Source organism: Sphingopyxis terrae subsp. terrae NBRC 15098, assembly GCF_001610975.1.
Taxonomy (GTDB): Bacteria; Pseudomonadota; Alphaproteobacteria; order Sphingomonadales; family Sphingomonadaceae; genus Sphingopyxis; species Sphingopyxis terrae_A.
Genome location: NZ_CP013342.1, coordinates 2,438,039 through 2,451,436 on the forward strand (window position 1 = coordinate 2,438,039; position 13,398 = coordinate 2,451,436).

Below are 13,398 nucleotides of genomic sequence, written 5' to 3' on the forward strand. Positions count from 1 at the left end.
AGGCGCCTCGTCAGATTCTTATGCTTTTGAAAATGAGCGAAAATTTGCCGATTTTAAAGTCTCGCTTTCAAAGGCAATCGGTAGAGCTAGATGATGAATCCGGCTTTTTTTCCGGTCTCCGCCCTTCCAATCGAATCGCTGATGCCGGAGTTATTCTCTTACATCGACCAGTTCAATTGTTGCTTCACTGCCGGACTTGGGCAGCGATACCGCACATACCGTCAGTCGATCTGCCTTCCCCCAACTATTCTGGCATGCAACGTCCGCTTCGTGCCTCATGTCGGCCGTTCCGACATAGATTGGTGAGCGTCCGAAGGTGGACTTTGCACATGCGGCGGATTCAAAAGGTCCCTTCGGTCGGCCATATGAACGAACGAGCCGGTAGTATCTTAAAGCTCCAGCGGCGCCCTCTATGGATGTGCGGAAGGCGCGGCGTACGTTGTCGCAGGCCTGAATCGCAAGGAGATGAGGACGACTTTTGGGGCTGTTCGACCTCACAGGGAAGGTCGCGCTGGTGACCGGCGGCAATGGCTGTATCTGGCTCGGTGATCCACCGCATTGCCGAGGAGGGCTATCGCATCGTGCTGGGCGGAGGGCATGTCAAAACCATTTGAGCAGCTTGTGGCTATCCGGACGAAGACCGGGAGCTTCGCCAAAAGCAGCGGCAGCGCGGCCTTGACGGGGCCTAAGATCAGGGAACATTCGTTCGCCTCGATATTTGCCACGCAATTTTCCTACGTGCCAAGGGGTTGGCGCGCGGTTCGCTGCGACGATCCGCGTGCTCTGCCAATCCACCCGGTGGCGAGGCAAAATTGATCATAATCGCGTGCTGCCTGCCCGCCGATCCAGGTGCATGGCGACAACGTGCCGGGACGCGGTCATGTGGCGCAGCTCCTACCCTACCGATATTATATGGGGAGTCCGGCCTGGCGTCTTGCGCGCTGCTGTCAGCCTTGGCGCCCTTGCTTGGTCGCCCCCGCGGCCAGTCCGCCGGCAACGGCGCTGCGCAGGCAACGCTCGATTGTCTCGAGCCCCGCCTCGGTCAGCGAGAGGAGAACGACGCGGGCATCGCTCGCGGCGCGTCGGCGTTCGATCAACCCCAGTTCGGTAAGCTTGCCGATCCATCGCAGCGCCGTCGTCGCGGGTACGGCGGCCGCAATGCACAGGCTGTGCACGCTGACCGCGCGCCGTTCGCCGCGCTGGATATAGAGATCGAGCAGCATGTCCCACGCCGGCTCGGCAAAAATGTCGAGACCGAATATCTGCTCGCGTCGCCGCCTGAAGGCATATTGCGCTTGGGCAAAGGCGATCAGAGGGGCGTCGATGTCGCACTCGACGAGGCGCAATGTCGGTGTCTCGCGCTGCCAGCTCATAGCAGCCCCCTGGCGCGCATGCTCACGACGCGGCCCCCGCCGACGATCAGATGATCGTGCAAGCGAATATCGACCGCGGCAAGCAGTCCGCCGATCTTGGCGGTGAACGCCTCGTCGGCAGCGCTCGGCTCGCTCGATCCCGACGGATGATTATGCGCGAGGATCACCCCGTGCGCCTCCGCCTCGAAGGCATGCGCGAGAAGCGCACGCAGCGACGCGGAGACGTGGGTGATCGTCCCGTCGGCGATCTGTTCGTCAGCTATATAGTCGGAAACGCTGTCGACAAATATCGCATGAAGTCGCTCGGTCGGAGCGTCGTTCAGTTGGATCAGCAAATAATCGTGCAGCCGTGAATCGCCGGCATGTACCGGGCTGCGCGCGCTTTGCTCGCGCAGCCCGGCCATGACAAGGGCCCGCGCCGCGGCGATTGAGCCGGCCAGGTGCTCGTCGCCGTCAAGAGCGCCTGACAGCTGTCGCGGCGAAGCAGCGAGGGCGCGGCCAAGGCCCCCGAAATGCGTGATCAGTTGGCGGGCGGCCGTGGTAGCGCGCTCGGCGGCGAAGGGGGCGAGGAGCTCCGCCAGGACGGATACGGCCCGTGGCGTCGCTGTCGACGCGCGTGGCGCCAGATCCCGAACCCCAGGATCGGCAAGATGATATAAAAGGGAGCATAGACCATCAACCCGTAAGCGAGCTTTGGGAAGCTGGTGGTCAGTTCGCGCGAGAAATGCCCGATCACCGAGACGAGCTGGAAGGCGGCTAGCCATAATGGATATATCCTGTTCGCCCAGAGCGCGACGGCAATGAAGCCCGCCGCCATCATGAGGTCGAATGTCAGGTGACCGATGTCGACCGATCCGTAGATCGCGCCATGGCCCGCCAAAAGGTGATAGACGGGGTCGGCGAGGGTCACGAAGCCAAGAATTGCCACGCAGATCTGTTCGGGTGCCGCTCCCCAGCGCAGTGCTGCTGCACCGAAGAGAAGCATCATCACCAGATTTGCTATTTGAAGCCGGTCCATCGGCACAGCGTGGCGCGGCGCAGCGGACGGGTCAACGCCTGGGCGATTGTAAGGCGCGCCGAAGTCTCGTCGGCGCCGCGAATCTGGTGACGAGACCGCTCCATAAACTGAGTGTTGCCTTCATTGTCTTTCCCCTCGCAGCGGCGCCCGCGGCCGATGCATTCCAATGGACAGGGGATCGGTCAGCCGTTCACGATATCCGCAAGCGCTCTGGCGACGCCAAGGCCGACCGCCAGACTGGCAAGGATCGCGAGCAGAATGATCGCGATCGCCGCACCGCGGGATAGCATGGCGTTGCTGCCATCGAGCATCCCCGGGACGACGCGCGGCTGCGGCATCTCCTCGGCCCAGGGCGCATCCAACCGAACGGCGATGCTGTCCCGAAGCCTGGCGGCCGTCTCGCCCGCATCGCTCCCGTCCCCGGTCTTCCCGAATGCAGCGCGTGCGCCTAGCTGTATAAATCCGTCATCATTTTCTACACATGGTACGGAGGCCTCCGCATCCGGCGCCATGCGATTGCGCCAGTCGCGATAGCGCCGCACAAGCTCGTGTCGCGTAATGCCGCCGAGGCGCAGACGCAGCACTTCGATGCGCCGGTTGATCGCGGGCTCGCTGACCGCGAGCGCACCCGCGATCTCCTTGCTGGTACGATTATTGGCGAGCAGTTCGAGCACGGCCCGCTGCTTTTCGGTCGCAAATGTAAAATCGTCTTCGCTGTCGCCCACGCGCTTCCCTCATCGGTGTTGAACCTAGCATAACCATCTGCGCTGATCGCAATCAATGATCGGGAGTTTTTTGGTTGAATCGGGGCGTCGAAGAGCCGGGATGCCGATTATGAACCGCTGCACCTTTCAGGATATGAAACGCGTTGCCTGAAGGCGCTGGCTGCCTTCGGGTCACGCTTTTTTGTTGAGCGCTTGACGGATAGCCGCCGACGACCCACATTCCCCTTATCGTTCAACAACGGAAAGGAGGTGGTCTGATGTCTCATTGTCATATGCCGCATGCGGCAACGCTGATGAGCTTGGCCTCCGCCATGGAGCGGCCGCTTATCTGAGCAAAGCCCCTGTTGGCTGACAATGGAAAGGCCGTCCCGCAAGGGGCGGCCTTTCACGTACCGCGATCAGCGAGGACGACCGAGATGGGAGATAGCGCGCGCGGCGCGCGCCGCCAGATCGGGCCCGCGGCCGATGTCGATGATCGCGAGACCGTCAACCGCCGCGACGATCATCGCGGCGACGGCCTGCCGATCGGCGGCCTCGTCAATCGCAAGATGCGCCTCGACCCATGCCAGGAAGCCGGCCAGCATCGCTTCAGCGATGGCGGGGAAAGGGGCTTCGCCGCGGCCCGCCGCTGCAATCATCTGAACCCATAGTCGCATATAGGGCCGGATTTCGGCGCGCGTGACGAGTGCCCCGGCCCGTTCGAGGAGGGCAAGCGGCGCGAGCCTCTCGCCTTCGCCGACCGCTTCGCCAATATGCCCGGCAAGGTCCGCGGCGATCCGCTGCGCGGCGCAGCCCAGCACCTCGGCCTTGTCGGTGAAATAATAAAGCAGCATCCGGTCGCTGACCGCCGCCGCGCGCGCGAGCTCGCGCAAACTCGTCTGCGCGAGCCCATGGTCGAGCAAATGCGCTGCCAGAGCGGCCTCGACCCGTGCACGCTGTTCTTCGCGGCTGACCATCTTCACCTCTTGCGCCCGCTGCTAGCGATCGATATGAATGTAGCAACTGCTACATGGATTCGTATCTCATGATGTACGGACCTGACCATCAGCTGTTCGAGGTTGCGCCCATTGGCGCGGCGCTGGTCTTTATCGCTTTCATCTTCATCAAAATCGCGGGCCCGGCCAGAGCGCGCGGTAGCTGGCTATTGGCGGCGGCAACGTCATCGCTCTTCGCGATCTGGAGCGGTTATGCCGTGCTTACCGGCGGTTGGGCCGGCTTTTGGCCGCTTCATCAGGCCGGCGTTTGGGGCAATCAGATCTGGTTCGATCTGCTGCTCGCGGTCGGCACCGCCTGGTCGCTGCTCCTGCCGCGCGCGCGATCGGTCGGGATGCGGGTGGTCCCTTGGACCCTCTTCGTCCTTGCGACCGGCAGCATCGGCCTTTGTGCGATGCTCGCGCGCTGTCTTTATCTGGAAGCATCGCCGCAGGGCGAATTGGGAGGGGATTTGGCATGACCTTGTTTCGGCTGTTTCTGGCGACCTGTTTGGTCGTCATCATCGCCTATACCGGCGTCACCATCGCGCATCACGGCTGGAATCTGCTGCCGGTCTTTTTCGGCGACATGGCGGCAATGCGTTGGCCCGGCCAGTTCAATCTCGACTTCTTCTGCTTCCTGCTGCTCTCGGGCATCTGGACCGCGTGGCGGGGGCATTTCAGCGCGGTATCGCTTCTGCTGGGCCTCGTCGCGGTTTTTGGCGGGATGCTGTTCCTGTCACTCTATCTCTTGTGGCTGAGCTACCGATGCCGCTGCGATGCGCGGGCGATGCTGCTCGGTCCGGTGCGCGCACAAGGCTGAACCATGACGCCGATGCTTTACGTCTCGCTCCTGCTCAACGTCGCGGTCCTCATACCGGTTTGCCTGGGTCTTGCGCGCGGCGCCCGCTGGGCCGACGAGGCATGGGGGCCGCCGAGTCCGGCGCGGGGCATATTGCTCAGCATCTATGCCGCGATCCTGATCCTGTCGGTGCTGCTGCTGTTGCTCGGCCAGCCGTTGCTCGCCGCGCCACTGCTCGCGGTGCAGATACTTTACAAGCTGATGGCGCCCTTCATCGTGCGAGACTGGCGCAATCCTGTCATCCTGAGCAATCTCGCTATCGCGGCGGTTCATTGCGTGACGCTTGCCGGGCTTTGGTCTGGCTTGCGTCTCTGAACATCCGCTTCGCTGTAAAGAGCCCCCCCGCCGCGCAGCGTGCAGCGGGGGGCGCATCGCTTTACGGCATCAGGACCGCGTCGATGACGTGAATGACGCCATTCGACTGCAGAACGTCGGCGGGACCGATCTTTGCCTTGCCGCCCTTGGCGTCGCTGACATACCAGCTTCCGTCCTTCTGCCAGACGGTAAGGGCTTCGCCCTCGACGGTCGTCAGAACGGCCTTGCCGCCGTTGGCCGCCGCCTTTGCCGCAATGTCGGCCGCAGTCAGGCGTCCGGGTACGACGTGATAAGTCAGGATACCGGTAAGCTTAGCCTTGTTTTCCGGGAGAAGCAGCGTGTCGACCGTACCGGCGGGCAGCTTTGCAAACGCCGCATCGGTTGGCGCGAAGACCGTGAAAGGCCCTGGCGAGGCGAGCGTGTCGACGAGACCGGCGGCCTTCACCGCCGCGACCAGCGTCTTGTGATCGGCTGAGGCTGCAGCATTTTCGACAATATTCTTCGTCTCGTACATCGCGGCGCCGCCGACCATGGGATTTTTGGCGTGGGCGCCGGTGGTCGCGAGCGCGGCAGCGGCAAGGGCAAGAGTGATGTGCGAAATCTTCATCGAACATTCCTTTCCTGAATTTTTCGCCCCGGATGGGGGAGGGGCAGTGAAGCTACGGAATGGCTCGGCGGGCGGATGCACCCGCTAGATAAAAATTATCGCGCCGCGCGCGAGTGGCGGTCCGCTGGGCCGGAGGTGCGGCGTCGTCGAAGGTGCCTCGATCGTGATCGCGAACTCGCTGCCGCTCTGAACCAGCGGCCTGAGCGCGCGCGGCATGATCATTTCCGAACGCCCTTGCGGTGCAAGCTGGCCGAGCGACACCGGCGCCATGCCGGGCCGCAGGATCCAAAGTTCCGGGCGCCCCGGCCCCGGCAGTGCTCCCGCTATCTCGACGTGCATCCGGCCCGACTTGGCCGCATAGCGCGCTCCGACCACTAGGTCGGGACCGACCAACGTCGCGACCGCAAGGTTCGGTACACGGCGCGCCTCGGGGGAAGGCCAGACCAGAACGGTCAGCATCAGAAGGGCCGCTGCCCCCGCCATCGCCATCGAGGCGCGCGGCCAGCGGCTCTGCGACGCCTTCCGCGCATCAATCGCGACGGCGATGCGGGTCCAGACCTCGCGCGGTGGCAATTGGTCTTCGACCTGCCAGGCAAGCGCGCCGAAATGCTCTTCCCAGGCCGCGACCTCGGCGGCAAAGCGCGCGTCGCTTGCAAGGCGGGCGGCGGCGATTGCCTGCTCATCCCGCGATAACAGGCCGAGCACCAGTTCCGCGGCGAGCACGTCGGCGGTGGCGGAACGACCGTCAGACATCGCCGAGGCAGGCGCGCAAGCGAACGAGCGAGCGCCGGATGATGCTCTTGATCGTGCCGAGCGGCAGCGCTTCGCGCGCCGCAAGTTCGCGGTAGGAAAGCCCCTCGAAAAAGGCGGTCCGCAAAAAGCCCGCGGCGCGCGCATCGAGCGCCGCGAGGCAGCGGTCGATGGTCGCGCGGCTGTCGCGCTGGTCAAGCAGCGCGTCCGGACCCGCGCCTTCGTCGGCGCGCAGGCTCAGCGCGTCGTCGATCGGTTGCTGGCGCAGCAGGCCGCGTGCTTCGGCCGAGCGGCGCCAGTCGATCGCGGCATTGCGCGCTATCGCGGCGAGCCAGCTGATCGGGCTTGCGCGCCGCCGGTCGAAGCGCGCCGCATTTTCCCAGATCTTGAGATAGGCGCTCTGCAGCACATCTTCCGCCTGCGCCCTTTCGCCGCAGATTCTGAGGCAGATACCGAACAGCTTCGCCGAGGTCAGACGGTAGAGCGTGCGCATCGCCTCCTCGTCGCCGCGGCCGACCGCCTCGATCGCGCGCACCAGCCGCGCGCGCGCAATATTGACGAGCGTCTCGCGGTCGGCCTGCATCATGGGGATCGCGGTTGCCACGGCGTCAATCCGCGACCACGAGTGCGGCGGCATCGAGCATCAGCCCGGCGGTGGCCTTGGCGCTCGCGACGACGCCGGGAATCCCCGCGCCGGGGTGGGTGCCCGCGCCGACAAAATAGAGATTGTCGATCGCGTCGTCGCGATTGTGCGTCCGGAACCAGGCGCTTTGCGTGAGCGAGGGCAGCAAGCTGAAGGCGCTGCCGTGATGCGCGGCCAGATCGGCCGAAAAATCGCGCGGCGTATAGTGGAAGCGGGTGACGATCCGTCGGGAGAGATCGGGCAGCAGCCGTTCTTCGAGCTTGGCGATGATCTTGCGCGCGAGCTTCTCGCCTTCGCGGTTCCAGTCGATCGCGGCGTGGCCGAGATGGGGGGCCGGGACGAGCGCATAAAATGTGCTGCGCCCCGGCGGCGCGAGCGAGGGGTCCGTCGCGCTTGGGTGATGGAGGTAGATTGCGAAATCGTCGCTAAGCACGCCGCGGCGATAGATATCGTCCAGCAGTTCGCGGTAGCGCTCGGCGAACAGGATCATGTGATGGGGAACGCCGGGATAATGGCCCTCGACCCCGAAATGCAGAACGAACAGGCTCGGCGACCATTTCTTGCGGCCGAGCCGTCGCGCCATCTTTCGCCCCCGCCCGCCAGCGAGCAGGTCGCGATAGCTGTGCATGACGTCGGCGTTCGAGGCGATGGCGTCGGCGCGCAGCGAATGGCCGCTCGCGAGCGTCACCCCCGTGGCCCGGCGGCCTTCGCTGTGAATGCGCACCACCTTGTCGCCGAGACGAAGGCGGCCGCCCAGTCGCTCGAACTGGCGGACCAGTCCCGCGACGAGCGCGTTGGTCCCCCCTTGCGCGAACCAGACGCCGCCGTCTTTTTCGAGCTTGTGGATGAGCGCGTAAATGGCGCTTGTCGCCATCGGATTGCCGCCGACAAGCAGCGTATGAAACGAAAAGGCCTCGCGCAGCCGCGCATCCTTTATATGCGAGGCGACGGTCGCATAGACCGATCGCCAGGCGCGCTGTCTGGCGAGCGCGGGCGCCGCCTTGAGCATCGAGGCGAAATCGAGAAACGGCACCGCGCCCAGTTTCACATAGCCTTCGGAATGAACCGCTTCGGAATAGCGCAAAAAGCGCTCGTAGCCTGCGACGTCGGCAGGGTTGAAGGCGGCAATCTCGCGGCGCAGCGCGGGTTCGTCATTGCCATAATCGAAATGGCTGCCGTCGGGCCATTGCAGGCGGTAGAACGGCGAAACGGGCAAAAGCGTGACATCGGCCGCCATATCGGCGCCGGTGAGCCGCCAAAGCTCCGCAAGGCAGGCGGGGTCGGTAATGACCGTCGGTCCCGCGTCGAAGGTGAAGCCGTCGCGCTCCCACACATAGGCGCGGCCGCCCGGACGGTCGCGTGCTTCGACAAGGTCGACGGCAACGCCGGCCGACTGGAGGCGAATGGCCAGCGCCAACCCGCCTATTCCGGCTCCGATCACGATTGCCCTGCGCACAGATAATCTCCTTGGATGGTCGAAGCTTAGGCCGCGATGGCGCGCCGGGCGACCTGTCCTTTGGGCGGTATGTGCCTCAAAGGGCAGCTTGCCGCCGCGCGCGGCCCATGCTGGACGGCGCGCATGAAGCTGACCGCAATCACCGTGTCGCCTGCTACGCGCCGTCTCGGCTTCGCCGGGCTGCTTCCTGCCGCGGCATGCCTCGCGCTCATGCTCGCCGGCGGTGAGGCCTGGCGCTGGACCGCTCTCGCCATCGGCTATCTCTATGCCGTGCTTATCTTCTCCTTCCTGGGCGGCGTCTGGTGGGGACTCGCCGTTCTGTTCGCGGACGCGCCGCGCTGGACTCCGCTCGCGGCGGTGATGCCGAGCCTCATCGGGCTCGCGAGCTTTGCCCCGTGGCTTTTCGGCTACCCTTGGCCGCGGCCGTCGCTGATTCTGGTCGGACTTCTGCTGCTGGTTTCGCCGCTGATCGATCGCGCCATCGTCGGCGCCGCGCCCGGTGGTGACGCGTGGATCATTTTGCGCGTCCAATTGTCGACCGGGCTTGGCGTACTCAGCCTGTTGATCGCGCTTCTCTGACGACCTCGGACGTCAGCTCGCTGCGCTCGGCGAAGGACGCAGCGATATGGCATCCCAGCCGATCGCCGCGCTCCCACGCGGCTTCGACAAAGCCGTGCGCGAGCCAGTCGCCGCAGGCACCGAGGCCGATTGCCGGATTCCACAGATCGACCGGATCACGGCCGGACGGCTGGCCGAACAGCCAGCGATGCGCGTGGCTGTGGATGGGCTGGGGGAGAATGAGGTCGTGCGCGCGCGCGAGGTCAACCAGCAGCGCTTGGCAGATTTGATCGGCCGGCCGCGTCAGATTGGCCTCGCTCCATTCCCAGCTGGCCTGAACCACCCAGCATTCGGCAGCGCTGCGCCCAGGGCGCGTGCCATTGCGCATCGCGAGCGTGACGGGACCGTCGCCGCGTATCAGATCGGCCGCCGCGCCGATCGGCCGCGCGAAAAGGAAAATTGCCGACCATATGGGGTGCGAGCGGATCGCCATTGCCGCGCGGGCCATGGTGAAATCGTGCAGCGACAGAAGCGGAGCGGCCTGTTCTGCCGGGATGGCGACGACGGCGGCATCAAAAGGCGCGAAGCGCCTGCTTTCGCTGTGTACCGTCCAACCCGCAGGGCTGCGCGTCAGCGCCGTGACAGGGGTCGACCAATGAATGGCATGTGCGGCGCCATAGGCTTTGAGCGGCGCGTTCATCGTCGGCACCCCGATCCACGCATCGCGGCCGGCAACGGGCCAGCGGGCTGCAAGCCCAGCGGCTTCCCACTGGCTGACAAGCGCCGAAAAGCCCGCCGACCGTGCGGTAAAATGCGTCGCGCCATGATCGATCGCGATGGTGCCTTGATCCGAGTCGATGCGGCGCGTCGACATGCGCCCTCCGGACCCGCGCGCCTTGTCGAACAGCACGGGTTCGTGGCCCGCCGCACGCAGCGCCGCGGCGCACGCCAGTCCGGCTATTCCTGCCCCGACGATCGCGACGCGCATCAATAGCCCATCAGGCTGAGCACTTCCTTGCGGCTGCGCTGATCTTCGAGGAAGCAGCCGAGGACGCGGCTGGTGACCATGCCGACGCCGGGGGTGCGCACGCCGCGGCCGGTCATGCAGCCGTGCTGCGCGTCGATCACCACCGCAACGCCATGCGGGTGCAGATTGTCCCAGATGCATTTGGCGACCTCGGCGGTCAGCCGTTCCTGCACCTGCAGGCGGCGGGCATAGCCGTTGAGCACGCGTGCCAGCTTGGAAATGCCCACCACGCGCTCGCGCGGCAGATAGGCGATCGAGGCCTTGCCGGTGATCGGCGCCATATGATGCTCGCAGTGCGACTGAAAGGGGATGTCGCGCAGCAGGACGATCTCGTCATAGCCGCCGACCTCTTCGAAGGTGCGCGACAGATGGACCGCCGGATCCTCGCCATAGCCGCTGCAATATTCCTTCCACGCCCGCGCGACCCGCTTGGGCGTGTCGAGCAGGCCCTCGCGCGCCGGATCGTCGCCGACCCAGCGGATCAGCGTTTCGATCGCGCGCGCGACGTCGGCGGGAACCGGAAGTTTGCCATCGTCCGAAACCGGAGGCACGTCCGGCGTGTCGAGAAAGGGAGGGCGGGCGACGAAGTTCATGGTGCGGTACCTCGGGTGGCGGCCCGGAGGGGAGGTGAGGGAAGAGGGCCGCCGACTATGACTTGCATTGCGGCGCTGCTTTGTCGCAACATGTCCATTGGGGCAGGTCGCTCCCCGAAGATGAAAGTCCGAATTGCATGTCCCTCAAAGCGATGATCGCAACCAGCCCGATCGCGGCGGTCATCAGCGATCCGCGGCGCCCCGACAATCCGATCGTCGAATGCAACGATGCCTTTGTCGCGCTGACCGGTTATTCCGCCGACGAGATCATCGGACAGAATTGCCGGTTTCTGACCGGTCCGGGAACCGAGGCCGAGCTCAGCCAACAGTTGCGCAGCGCCATCCGCGAACGGCGTCCCGTGCTCGTTGAAATCCTCAATTACAAGAAGGACGGCACGCCTTTCCGCAACGCTGTTCTCGTCGCGCCGATCTTTGGAAGCGATGGCAGCCTCGAATATTTTCTGGGGTCGCAGATGGAAGTTGACGATGGTGTGCTTCTGCGCGGCGAGCGCCAGGCGGAGGCGCGCGCGCGCATCGACGCGCTTTCACCGCGGCAGCGCGAGGTGCTGCTGCTGATGGCCGAAGGCAATCTCAACAAGCAGATCGGCTACAGCCTCGGCCTTTCGGAGCGGACAGTGAAGATGCACCGCGCCGCGCTGCTGAAGGCGCTCGGCGTGGCGACCACGGCCGACGCGATTCGCGTTGCGGTCGAAGCCGGCTTTTGATGACCACAAGGGCAGACTGCACCAAAGGCGGTATCGCCTGAGCGCCGCCATCGTGCAAACCGCCGCGCGATGAACGAAAGACGCGGGAGAGGGACGCCGCGCCGGGCCTGCGTGCTCGGCGCGAGCGGTGGTATCGGTTCGGCGCTGGTCGCGGCGCTTGAGCGTCGGGGCGTCGAGAAAATCTATGCCGGATCGCGGCGCGCGATTGCAGCGAGAAGCCCGGCGGTGACGTCCTTCACCTTCGACTTCGCCGATGAAGTGAGCCTTGAAGAGGCTGCAACGACAATCGCCGCCGAAGAGCCGCTCGACCTCATTCTGGTCGCGACCGGCCTGCTGCACCGCGCCAGCGCGGTAAGGCCCGAAAAATCGGTGCGGCAGCTCGACCCTGCATCGCTTGCTGAACTTTTCCACGTGAACAGTATCGGCCCGGCGATTGCGGCGAAGCATTTCCTGCCGCATCTCGCGCGCGATGGCCGCGCGGTCATGGCCTTTCTTTCGGCACGCGTCGGTTCGATCGGCGACAACCGTCTCGGCGGCTGGTACGGCTACCGCGCGTCGAAAGCGGCGCTCAATGCCTTCGTACGCGGCATTGCGATCGAGGCGAGCCGTATGAATCGCGAGAGCATCGTCGTGAGCCTGCACCCCGGCACGGTCGACACGCGGCTTTCGATGCCGTTTCAGCGCGGTTTGGCGGCGGGGCAATTGCAACGCGCCGAACAAAGCGCCGATCATCTGCTGCAGGTGATCGAGCGCCTGACAGCCGAGGATAGCGGCGGCTTCTTTGCGTGGGATGGGCAGCCAATCGTCTACTGAGAACCGTCTTCGTCCATCGCCGCCAGAAATCGACTTGCTTCGCTGCGGATCTGCCTCTGTTCCTTCTCGGCAAAACGGTTCCAGCCGCGCAGAACCGGTTGCATGCGGGTATTGGCGCCAAGCCGCACCGCGTGCCGCGCGATGAAATCCCAATAGAGAAAATTGAAGGGGCAAGCTCCCGCACCGGTCCGCTTTTTGACATCGTAGCGGCAGCCGCGGCAATAGTCCGACATGCGGTTGATATAAGCGCCGCTCGCCGCATAAGGCTTGGATGCAAGTAGCCCGCCGTCGGCGAACTGGCTCATGCCCAGCGTATTGGGCAGCTCGACCCATTCATAGGCATCGGCATAAACGGCGAGATACCAGCGGTGGAGCTCGGCCGGATCGACTCCCGCCAGCAGCGCGAAATTGCCGGTGACCATGAGCCGCTGGATGTGGTGCGCATAGGCCTCATCACGCGTCTGGCGCACGCAGGCGGCAACGCACGCCATATTGGTATCGGCGGTCCAGTAGAATGCGGGGAGCGGCCGCGTGGCGCCGAGCCGGTTCTCATCGGCATAGCCGGGCATGAAATGCCAATATATGCCGCGCATACATTCGCGCCATCCGAGGATCTGGCGAATGAAGCCTTCGGCGGCGTTGATGGGTACGCGTCCCGCGCGGCAAGCCTCGTCGACGCTGGCGCAAACCCGGCGCGGATCGAGTAGCCCGCAATTGAGATACTGCGCGATCACCGCATGGTAGAGAAAAGGCTCGCCGGCGAGCATGGCGTCCTGATTGTCGCCAAAGCGCGCGAGCCGATGCGCGACGAAATCGTCGAATGCCGCTTCCGCATCGGCACGGGTGACGGCAAATCCGAATGGCGACAGCGCACCGAAATTATCGGGGAATCGGGTTTCGACCATCGCCATGACATCGCGTGTGATGACGTCGGGTGATGGGGTGGACGCCCCCCGGCGGCA

At 64.7% G+C, this 13,398-nt stretch carries 18 protein-coding genes; 6 read left to right on the top strand and 12 right to left on the bottom strand.

Going from position 1 to position 13,398, the window contains the following annotated elements:
• Positions 1 to 947 precede the first annotated feature (947 nt).
• The 5 genes from AOA14_RS20300 to AOA14_RS11715 all read right to left on the bottom strand — a co-directional run bounded on the left by AOA14_RS20300 (position 948) and on the right by AOA14_RS11715 (position 4,072).
• Positions 948 to 1,373 carry a winged helix DNA-binding protein gene (locus AOA14_RS20300; RefSeq protein WP_062901936.1) on the bottom strand — a complete coding sequence of 142 codons (426 nt, stop codon included), beginning with the start codon at positions 1,371 to 1,373 and terminating at the stop codon, positions 948 to 950.
• Positions 1,370 to 1,777: a JAB domain-containing protein gene (locus tag AOA14_RS19800; RefSeq protein WP_062901937.1), complete on the bottom strand. Its 408-nt coding sequence runs from the start codon at positions 1,775 to 1,777 to the stop codon at positions 1,370 to 1,372. Before AOA14_RS19800 ends, AOA14_RS20300 begins: the two co-directional genes overlap by 4 nt.
• Positions 1,778 to 1,893: 116 nt before the next feature.
• The gene (locus AOA14_RS19805) at positions 1,894 to 2,391 is read right to left on the bottom strand and encodes a hypothetical protein (RefSeq protein WP_062901938.1); all 498 of its coding nucleotides are present in this window, start codon (positions 2,389 to 2,391) and stop codon (positions 1,894 to 1,896) included.
• Positions 2,392 to 2,573: 182 nt separating this feature from the next.
• Positions 2,574 to 3,065 carry a helix-turn-helix domain-containing protein gene (locus AOA14_RS11710; RefSeq protein WP_202988249.1) on the bottom strand — a complete coding sequence of 164 codons (492 nt, stop codon included), beginning with the start codon at positions 3,063 to 3,065 and terminating at the stop codon, positions 2,574 to 2,576.
• Positions 3,066 to 3,514: 449 nt separating this feature from the next.
• Positions 3,515 to 4,072, bottom strand: a complete 558-nt coding sequence (locus AOA14_RS11715) for a TetR/AcrR family transcriptional regulator (RefSeq protein ID WP_062901940.1) — start codon at positions 4,070 to 4,072, stop codon at positions 3,515 to 3,517.
• Between the two features lie 68 nt (positions 4,073 to 4,140).
• Here AOA14_RS11715 and AOA14_RS11720 point away from each other — a divergent pair, with 68 nt between their 5' ends.
• The 3 genes from AOA14_RS11720 to AOA14_RS11730 are packed head-to-tail and all read left to right on the top strand — an operon-like array spanning position 4,141 to position 5,264.
• A complete protein-coding gene (locus AOA14_RS11720; protein WP_202988250.1) occupies positions 4,141 to 4,569 on the top strand; it encodes a hypothetical protein in 429 nt (142 codons plus the stop codon).
• Positions 4,566 to 4,910: a hypothetical protein gene (locus AOA14_RS11725; RefSeq protein WP_062901942.1), complete on the top strand. Its 345-nt coding sequence runs from the start codon at positions 4,566 to 4,568 to the stop codon at positions 4,908 to 4,910. Before AOA14_RS11720 ends, AOA14_RS11725 begins: the two co-directional genes overlap by 4 nt.
• A gap of 3 nt (positions 4,911 to 4,913) precedes the next feature.
• Positions 4,914 to 5,264: a hypothetical protein gene (locus AOA14_RS11730; RefSeq protein ID WP_062901943.1), complete on the top strand. Its 351-nt coding sequence runs from the start codon at positions 4,914 to 4,916 to the stop codon at positions 5,262 to 5,264.
• A gap of 61 nt (positions 5,265 to 5,325) precedes the next feature.
• On the opposite strand, the gene AOA14_RS11735 is transcribed toward AOA14_RS11730, so the two are convergent.
• The 4 genes from AOA14_RS11735 to AOA14_RS11750 form a co-directional block, all read right to left on the bottom strand.
• Positions 5,326 to 5,871 carry a fasciclin domain-containing protein gene (locus AOA14_RS11735; RefSeq protein ID WP_003040873.1) on the bottom strand — a complete coding sequence of 182 codons (546 nt, stop codon included), beginning with the start codon at positions 5,869 to 5,871 and terminating at the stop codon, positions 5,326 to 5,328.
• A gap of 84 nt (positions 5,872 to 5,955) precedes the next feature.
• A complete protein-coding gene (locus AOA14_RS11740; RefSeq protein ID WP_062901944.1) occupies positions 5,956 to 6,624 on the bottom strand; it encodes an anti-sigma factor in 669 nt (222 codons plus the stop codon).
• Positions 6,617 to 7,225: a sigma-70 family RNA polymerase sigma factor gene (locus AOA14_RS11745; RefSeq protein WP_322787181.1), complete on the bottom strand. Its 609-nt coding sequence runs from the start codon at positions 7,223 to 7,225 to the stop codon at positions 6,617 to 6,619. The genes AOA14_RS11740 and AOA14_RS11745 overlap by 8 nt, the downstream gene beginning before the upstream one ends.
• Before the next feature lie 4 nt (positions 7,226 to 7,229).
• The gene (locus tag AOA14_RS11750; RefSeq protein WP_062901945.1) at positions 7,230 to 8,720 is read right to left on the bottom strand and encodes a phytoene desaturase; all 1,491 of its coding nucleotides are present in this window, start codon (positions 8,718 to 8,720) and stop codon (positions 7,230 to 7,232) included.
• Positions 8,721 to 8,843: 123 nt separating this feature from the next.
• On the opposite strand from AOA14_RS11750, the gene AOA14_RS11755 reads away from it, so the two are divergent.
• Positions 8,844 to 9,299, top strand: coding sequence for a DUF3429 family protein (locus AOA14_RS11755; protein WP_238929642.1), 456 nt, complete (start codon positions 8,844 to 8,846; stop codon positions 9,297 to 9,299).
• Here AOA14_RS11755 and AOA14_RS11760 read toward each other — a convergent pair.
• A complete protein-coding gene (locus AOA14_RS11760) occupies positions 9,274 to 10,266 on the bottom strand; it encodes an NAD(P)/FAD-dependent oxidoreductase (protein ID WP_238929643.1) in 993 nt (330 codons plus the stop codon). The genes AOA14_RS11755 and AOA14_RS11760 overlap by 26 nt on opposite strands.
• Positions 10,266 to 10,898 (bottom strand): GTP cyclohydrolase I FolE, encoded by a 633-nt coding sequence (folE, locus tag AOA14_RS11765; protein WP_062901947.1) that lies wholly within the window; start codon positions 10,896 to 10,898, stop codon positions 10,266 to 10,268. The genes AOA14_RS11760 and folE overlap by 1 nt, the downstream gene beginning before the upstream one ends.
• A gap of 137 nt (positions 10,899 to 11,035) precedes the next feature.
• Here folE and AOA14_RS11770 point away from each other — a divergent pair, with 137 nt between their 5' ends.
• Positions 11,036 to 11,623: a PAS domain-containing protein gene (locus AOA14_RS11770; RefSeq protein WP_062901948.1), complete on the top strand. Its 588-nt coding sequence runs from the start codon at positions 11,036 to 11,038 to the stop codon at positions 11,621 to 11,623.
• A 69-nt stretch (positions 11,624 to 11,692) separates the two neighbouring features.
• Positions 11,693 to 12,436, top strand: a complete 744-nt coding sequence (locus tag AOA14_RS11775; protein WP_062901949.1) for an SDR family NAD(P)-dependent oxidoreductase — start codon at positions 11,693 to 11,695, stop codon at positions 12,434 to 12,436.
• Here AOA14_RS11775 and AOA14_RS11780 read toward each other — a convergent pair.
• The gene (locus tag AOA14_RS11780; RefSeq protein WP_062901950.1) at positions 12,430 to 13,347 is read right to left on the bottom strand and encodes a cryptochrome/photolyase family protein; all 918 of its coding nucleotides are present in this window, start codon (positions 13,345 to 13,347) and stop codon (positions 12,430 to 12,432) included. The genes AOA14_RS11775 and AOA14_RS11780 overlap by 7 nt on opposite strands.
• Between the last annotated feature and the right edge of the window lie 51 nt (positions 13,348 to 13,398).

What these genes read in the sequence shown, in the direction of transcription:
- AOA14_RS20300 (WP_062901936.1), bottom strand. Translation starts at nt 1,373, where the DNA reads ATGAGCTGGCAGCGCGAGACACCGACATTGCGCCTCGTCGAGTGCGAC.
- AOA14_RS19800 (WP_062901937.1), bottom strand. Translation starts at nt 1,777, where the DNA reads ATGGCCGGGCTGCGCGAGCAAAGCGCGCGCAGCCCGGTACATGCCGGC.
- AOA14_RS19805 (WP_062901938.1), bottom strand. Translation starts at nt 2,391, where the DNA reads ATGGACCGGCTTCAAATAGCAAATCTGGTGATGATGCTTCTCTTCGGT.
- AOA14_RS11715 (WP_062901940.1), bottom strand. Translation starts at nt 4,072, where the DNA reads ATGGTCAGCCGCGAAGAACAGCGTGCACGGGTCGAGGCCGCTCTGGCA.
- AOA14_RS11720 (WP_202988250.1), top strand. Translation starts at nt 4,141, where the DNA reads ATGATGTACGGACCTGACCATCAGCTGTTCGAGGTTGCGCCCATTGGC.
- AOA14_RS11725 (WP_062901942.1), top strand. Translation starts at nt 4,566, where the DNA reads ATGACCTTGTTTCGGCTGTTTCTGGCGACCTGTTTGGTCGTCATCATC.
- AOA14_RS11730 (WP_062901943.1), top strand. Translation starts at nt 4,914, where the DNA reads ATGACGCCGATGCTTTACGTCTCGCTCCTGCTCAACGTCGCGGTCCTC.
- AOA14_RS11735 (WP_003040873.1), bottom strand. Translation starts at nt 5,871, where the DNA reads ATGAAGATTTCGCACATCACTCTTGCCCTTGCCGCTGCCGCGCTCGCG.
- AOA14_RS11740 (WP_062901944.1), bottom strand. Translation starts at nt 6,624, where the DNA reads ATGTCTGACGGTCGTTCCGCCACCGCCGACGTGCTCGCCGCGGAACTG.
- AOA14_RS11755 (WP_238929642.1), top strand. Translation starts at nt 8,844, where the DNA reads ATGAAGCTGACCGCAATCACCGTGTCGCCTGCTACGCGCCGTCTCGGC.
- AOA14_RS11760 (WP_238929643.1), bottom strand. Translation starts at nt 10,266, where the DNA reads ATGCGCGTCGCGATCGTCGGGGCAGGAATAGCCGGACTGGCGTGCGCC.
- folE (WP_062901947.1), bottom strand. Translation starts at nt 10,898, where the DNA reads ATGAACTTCGTCGCCCGCCCTCCCTTTCTCGACACGCCGGACGTGCCT.
- AOA14_RS11770 (WP_062901948.1), top strand. Translation starts at nt 11,036, where the DNA reads ATGTCCCTCAAAGCGATGATCGCAACCAGCCCGATCGCGGCGGTCATC.
- AOA14_RS11775 (WP_062901949.1), top strand. Translation starts at nt 11,693, where the DNA reads ATGAACGAAAGACGCGGGAGAGGGACGCCGCGCCGGGCCTGCGTGCTC.
- AOA14_RS11780 (WP_062901950.1), bottom strand. Translation starts at nt 13,347, where the DNA reads ATGGCGATGGTCGAAACCCGATTCCCCGATAATTTCGGTGCGCTGTCG.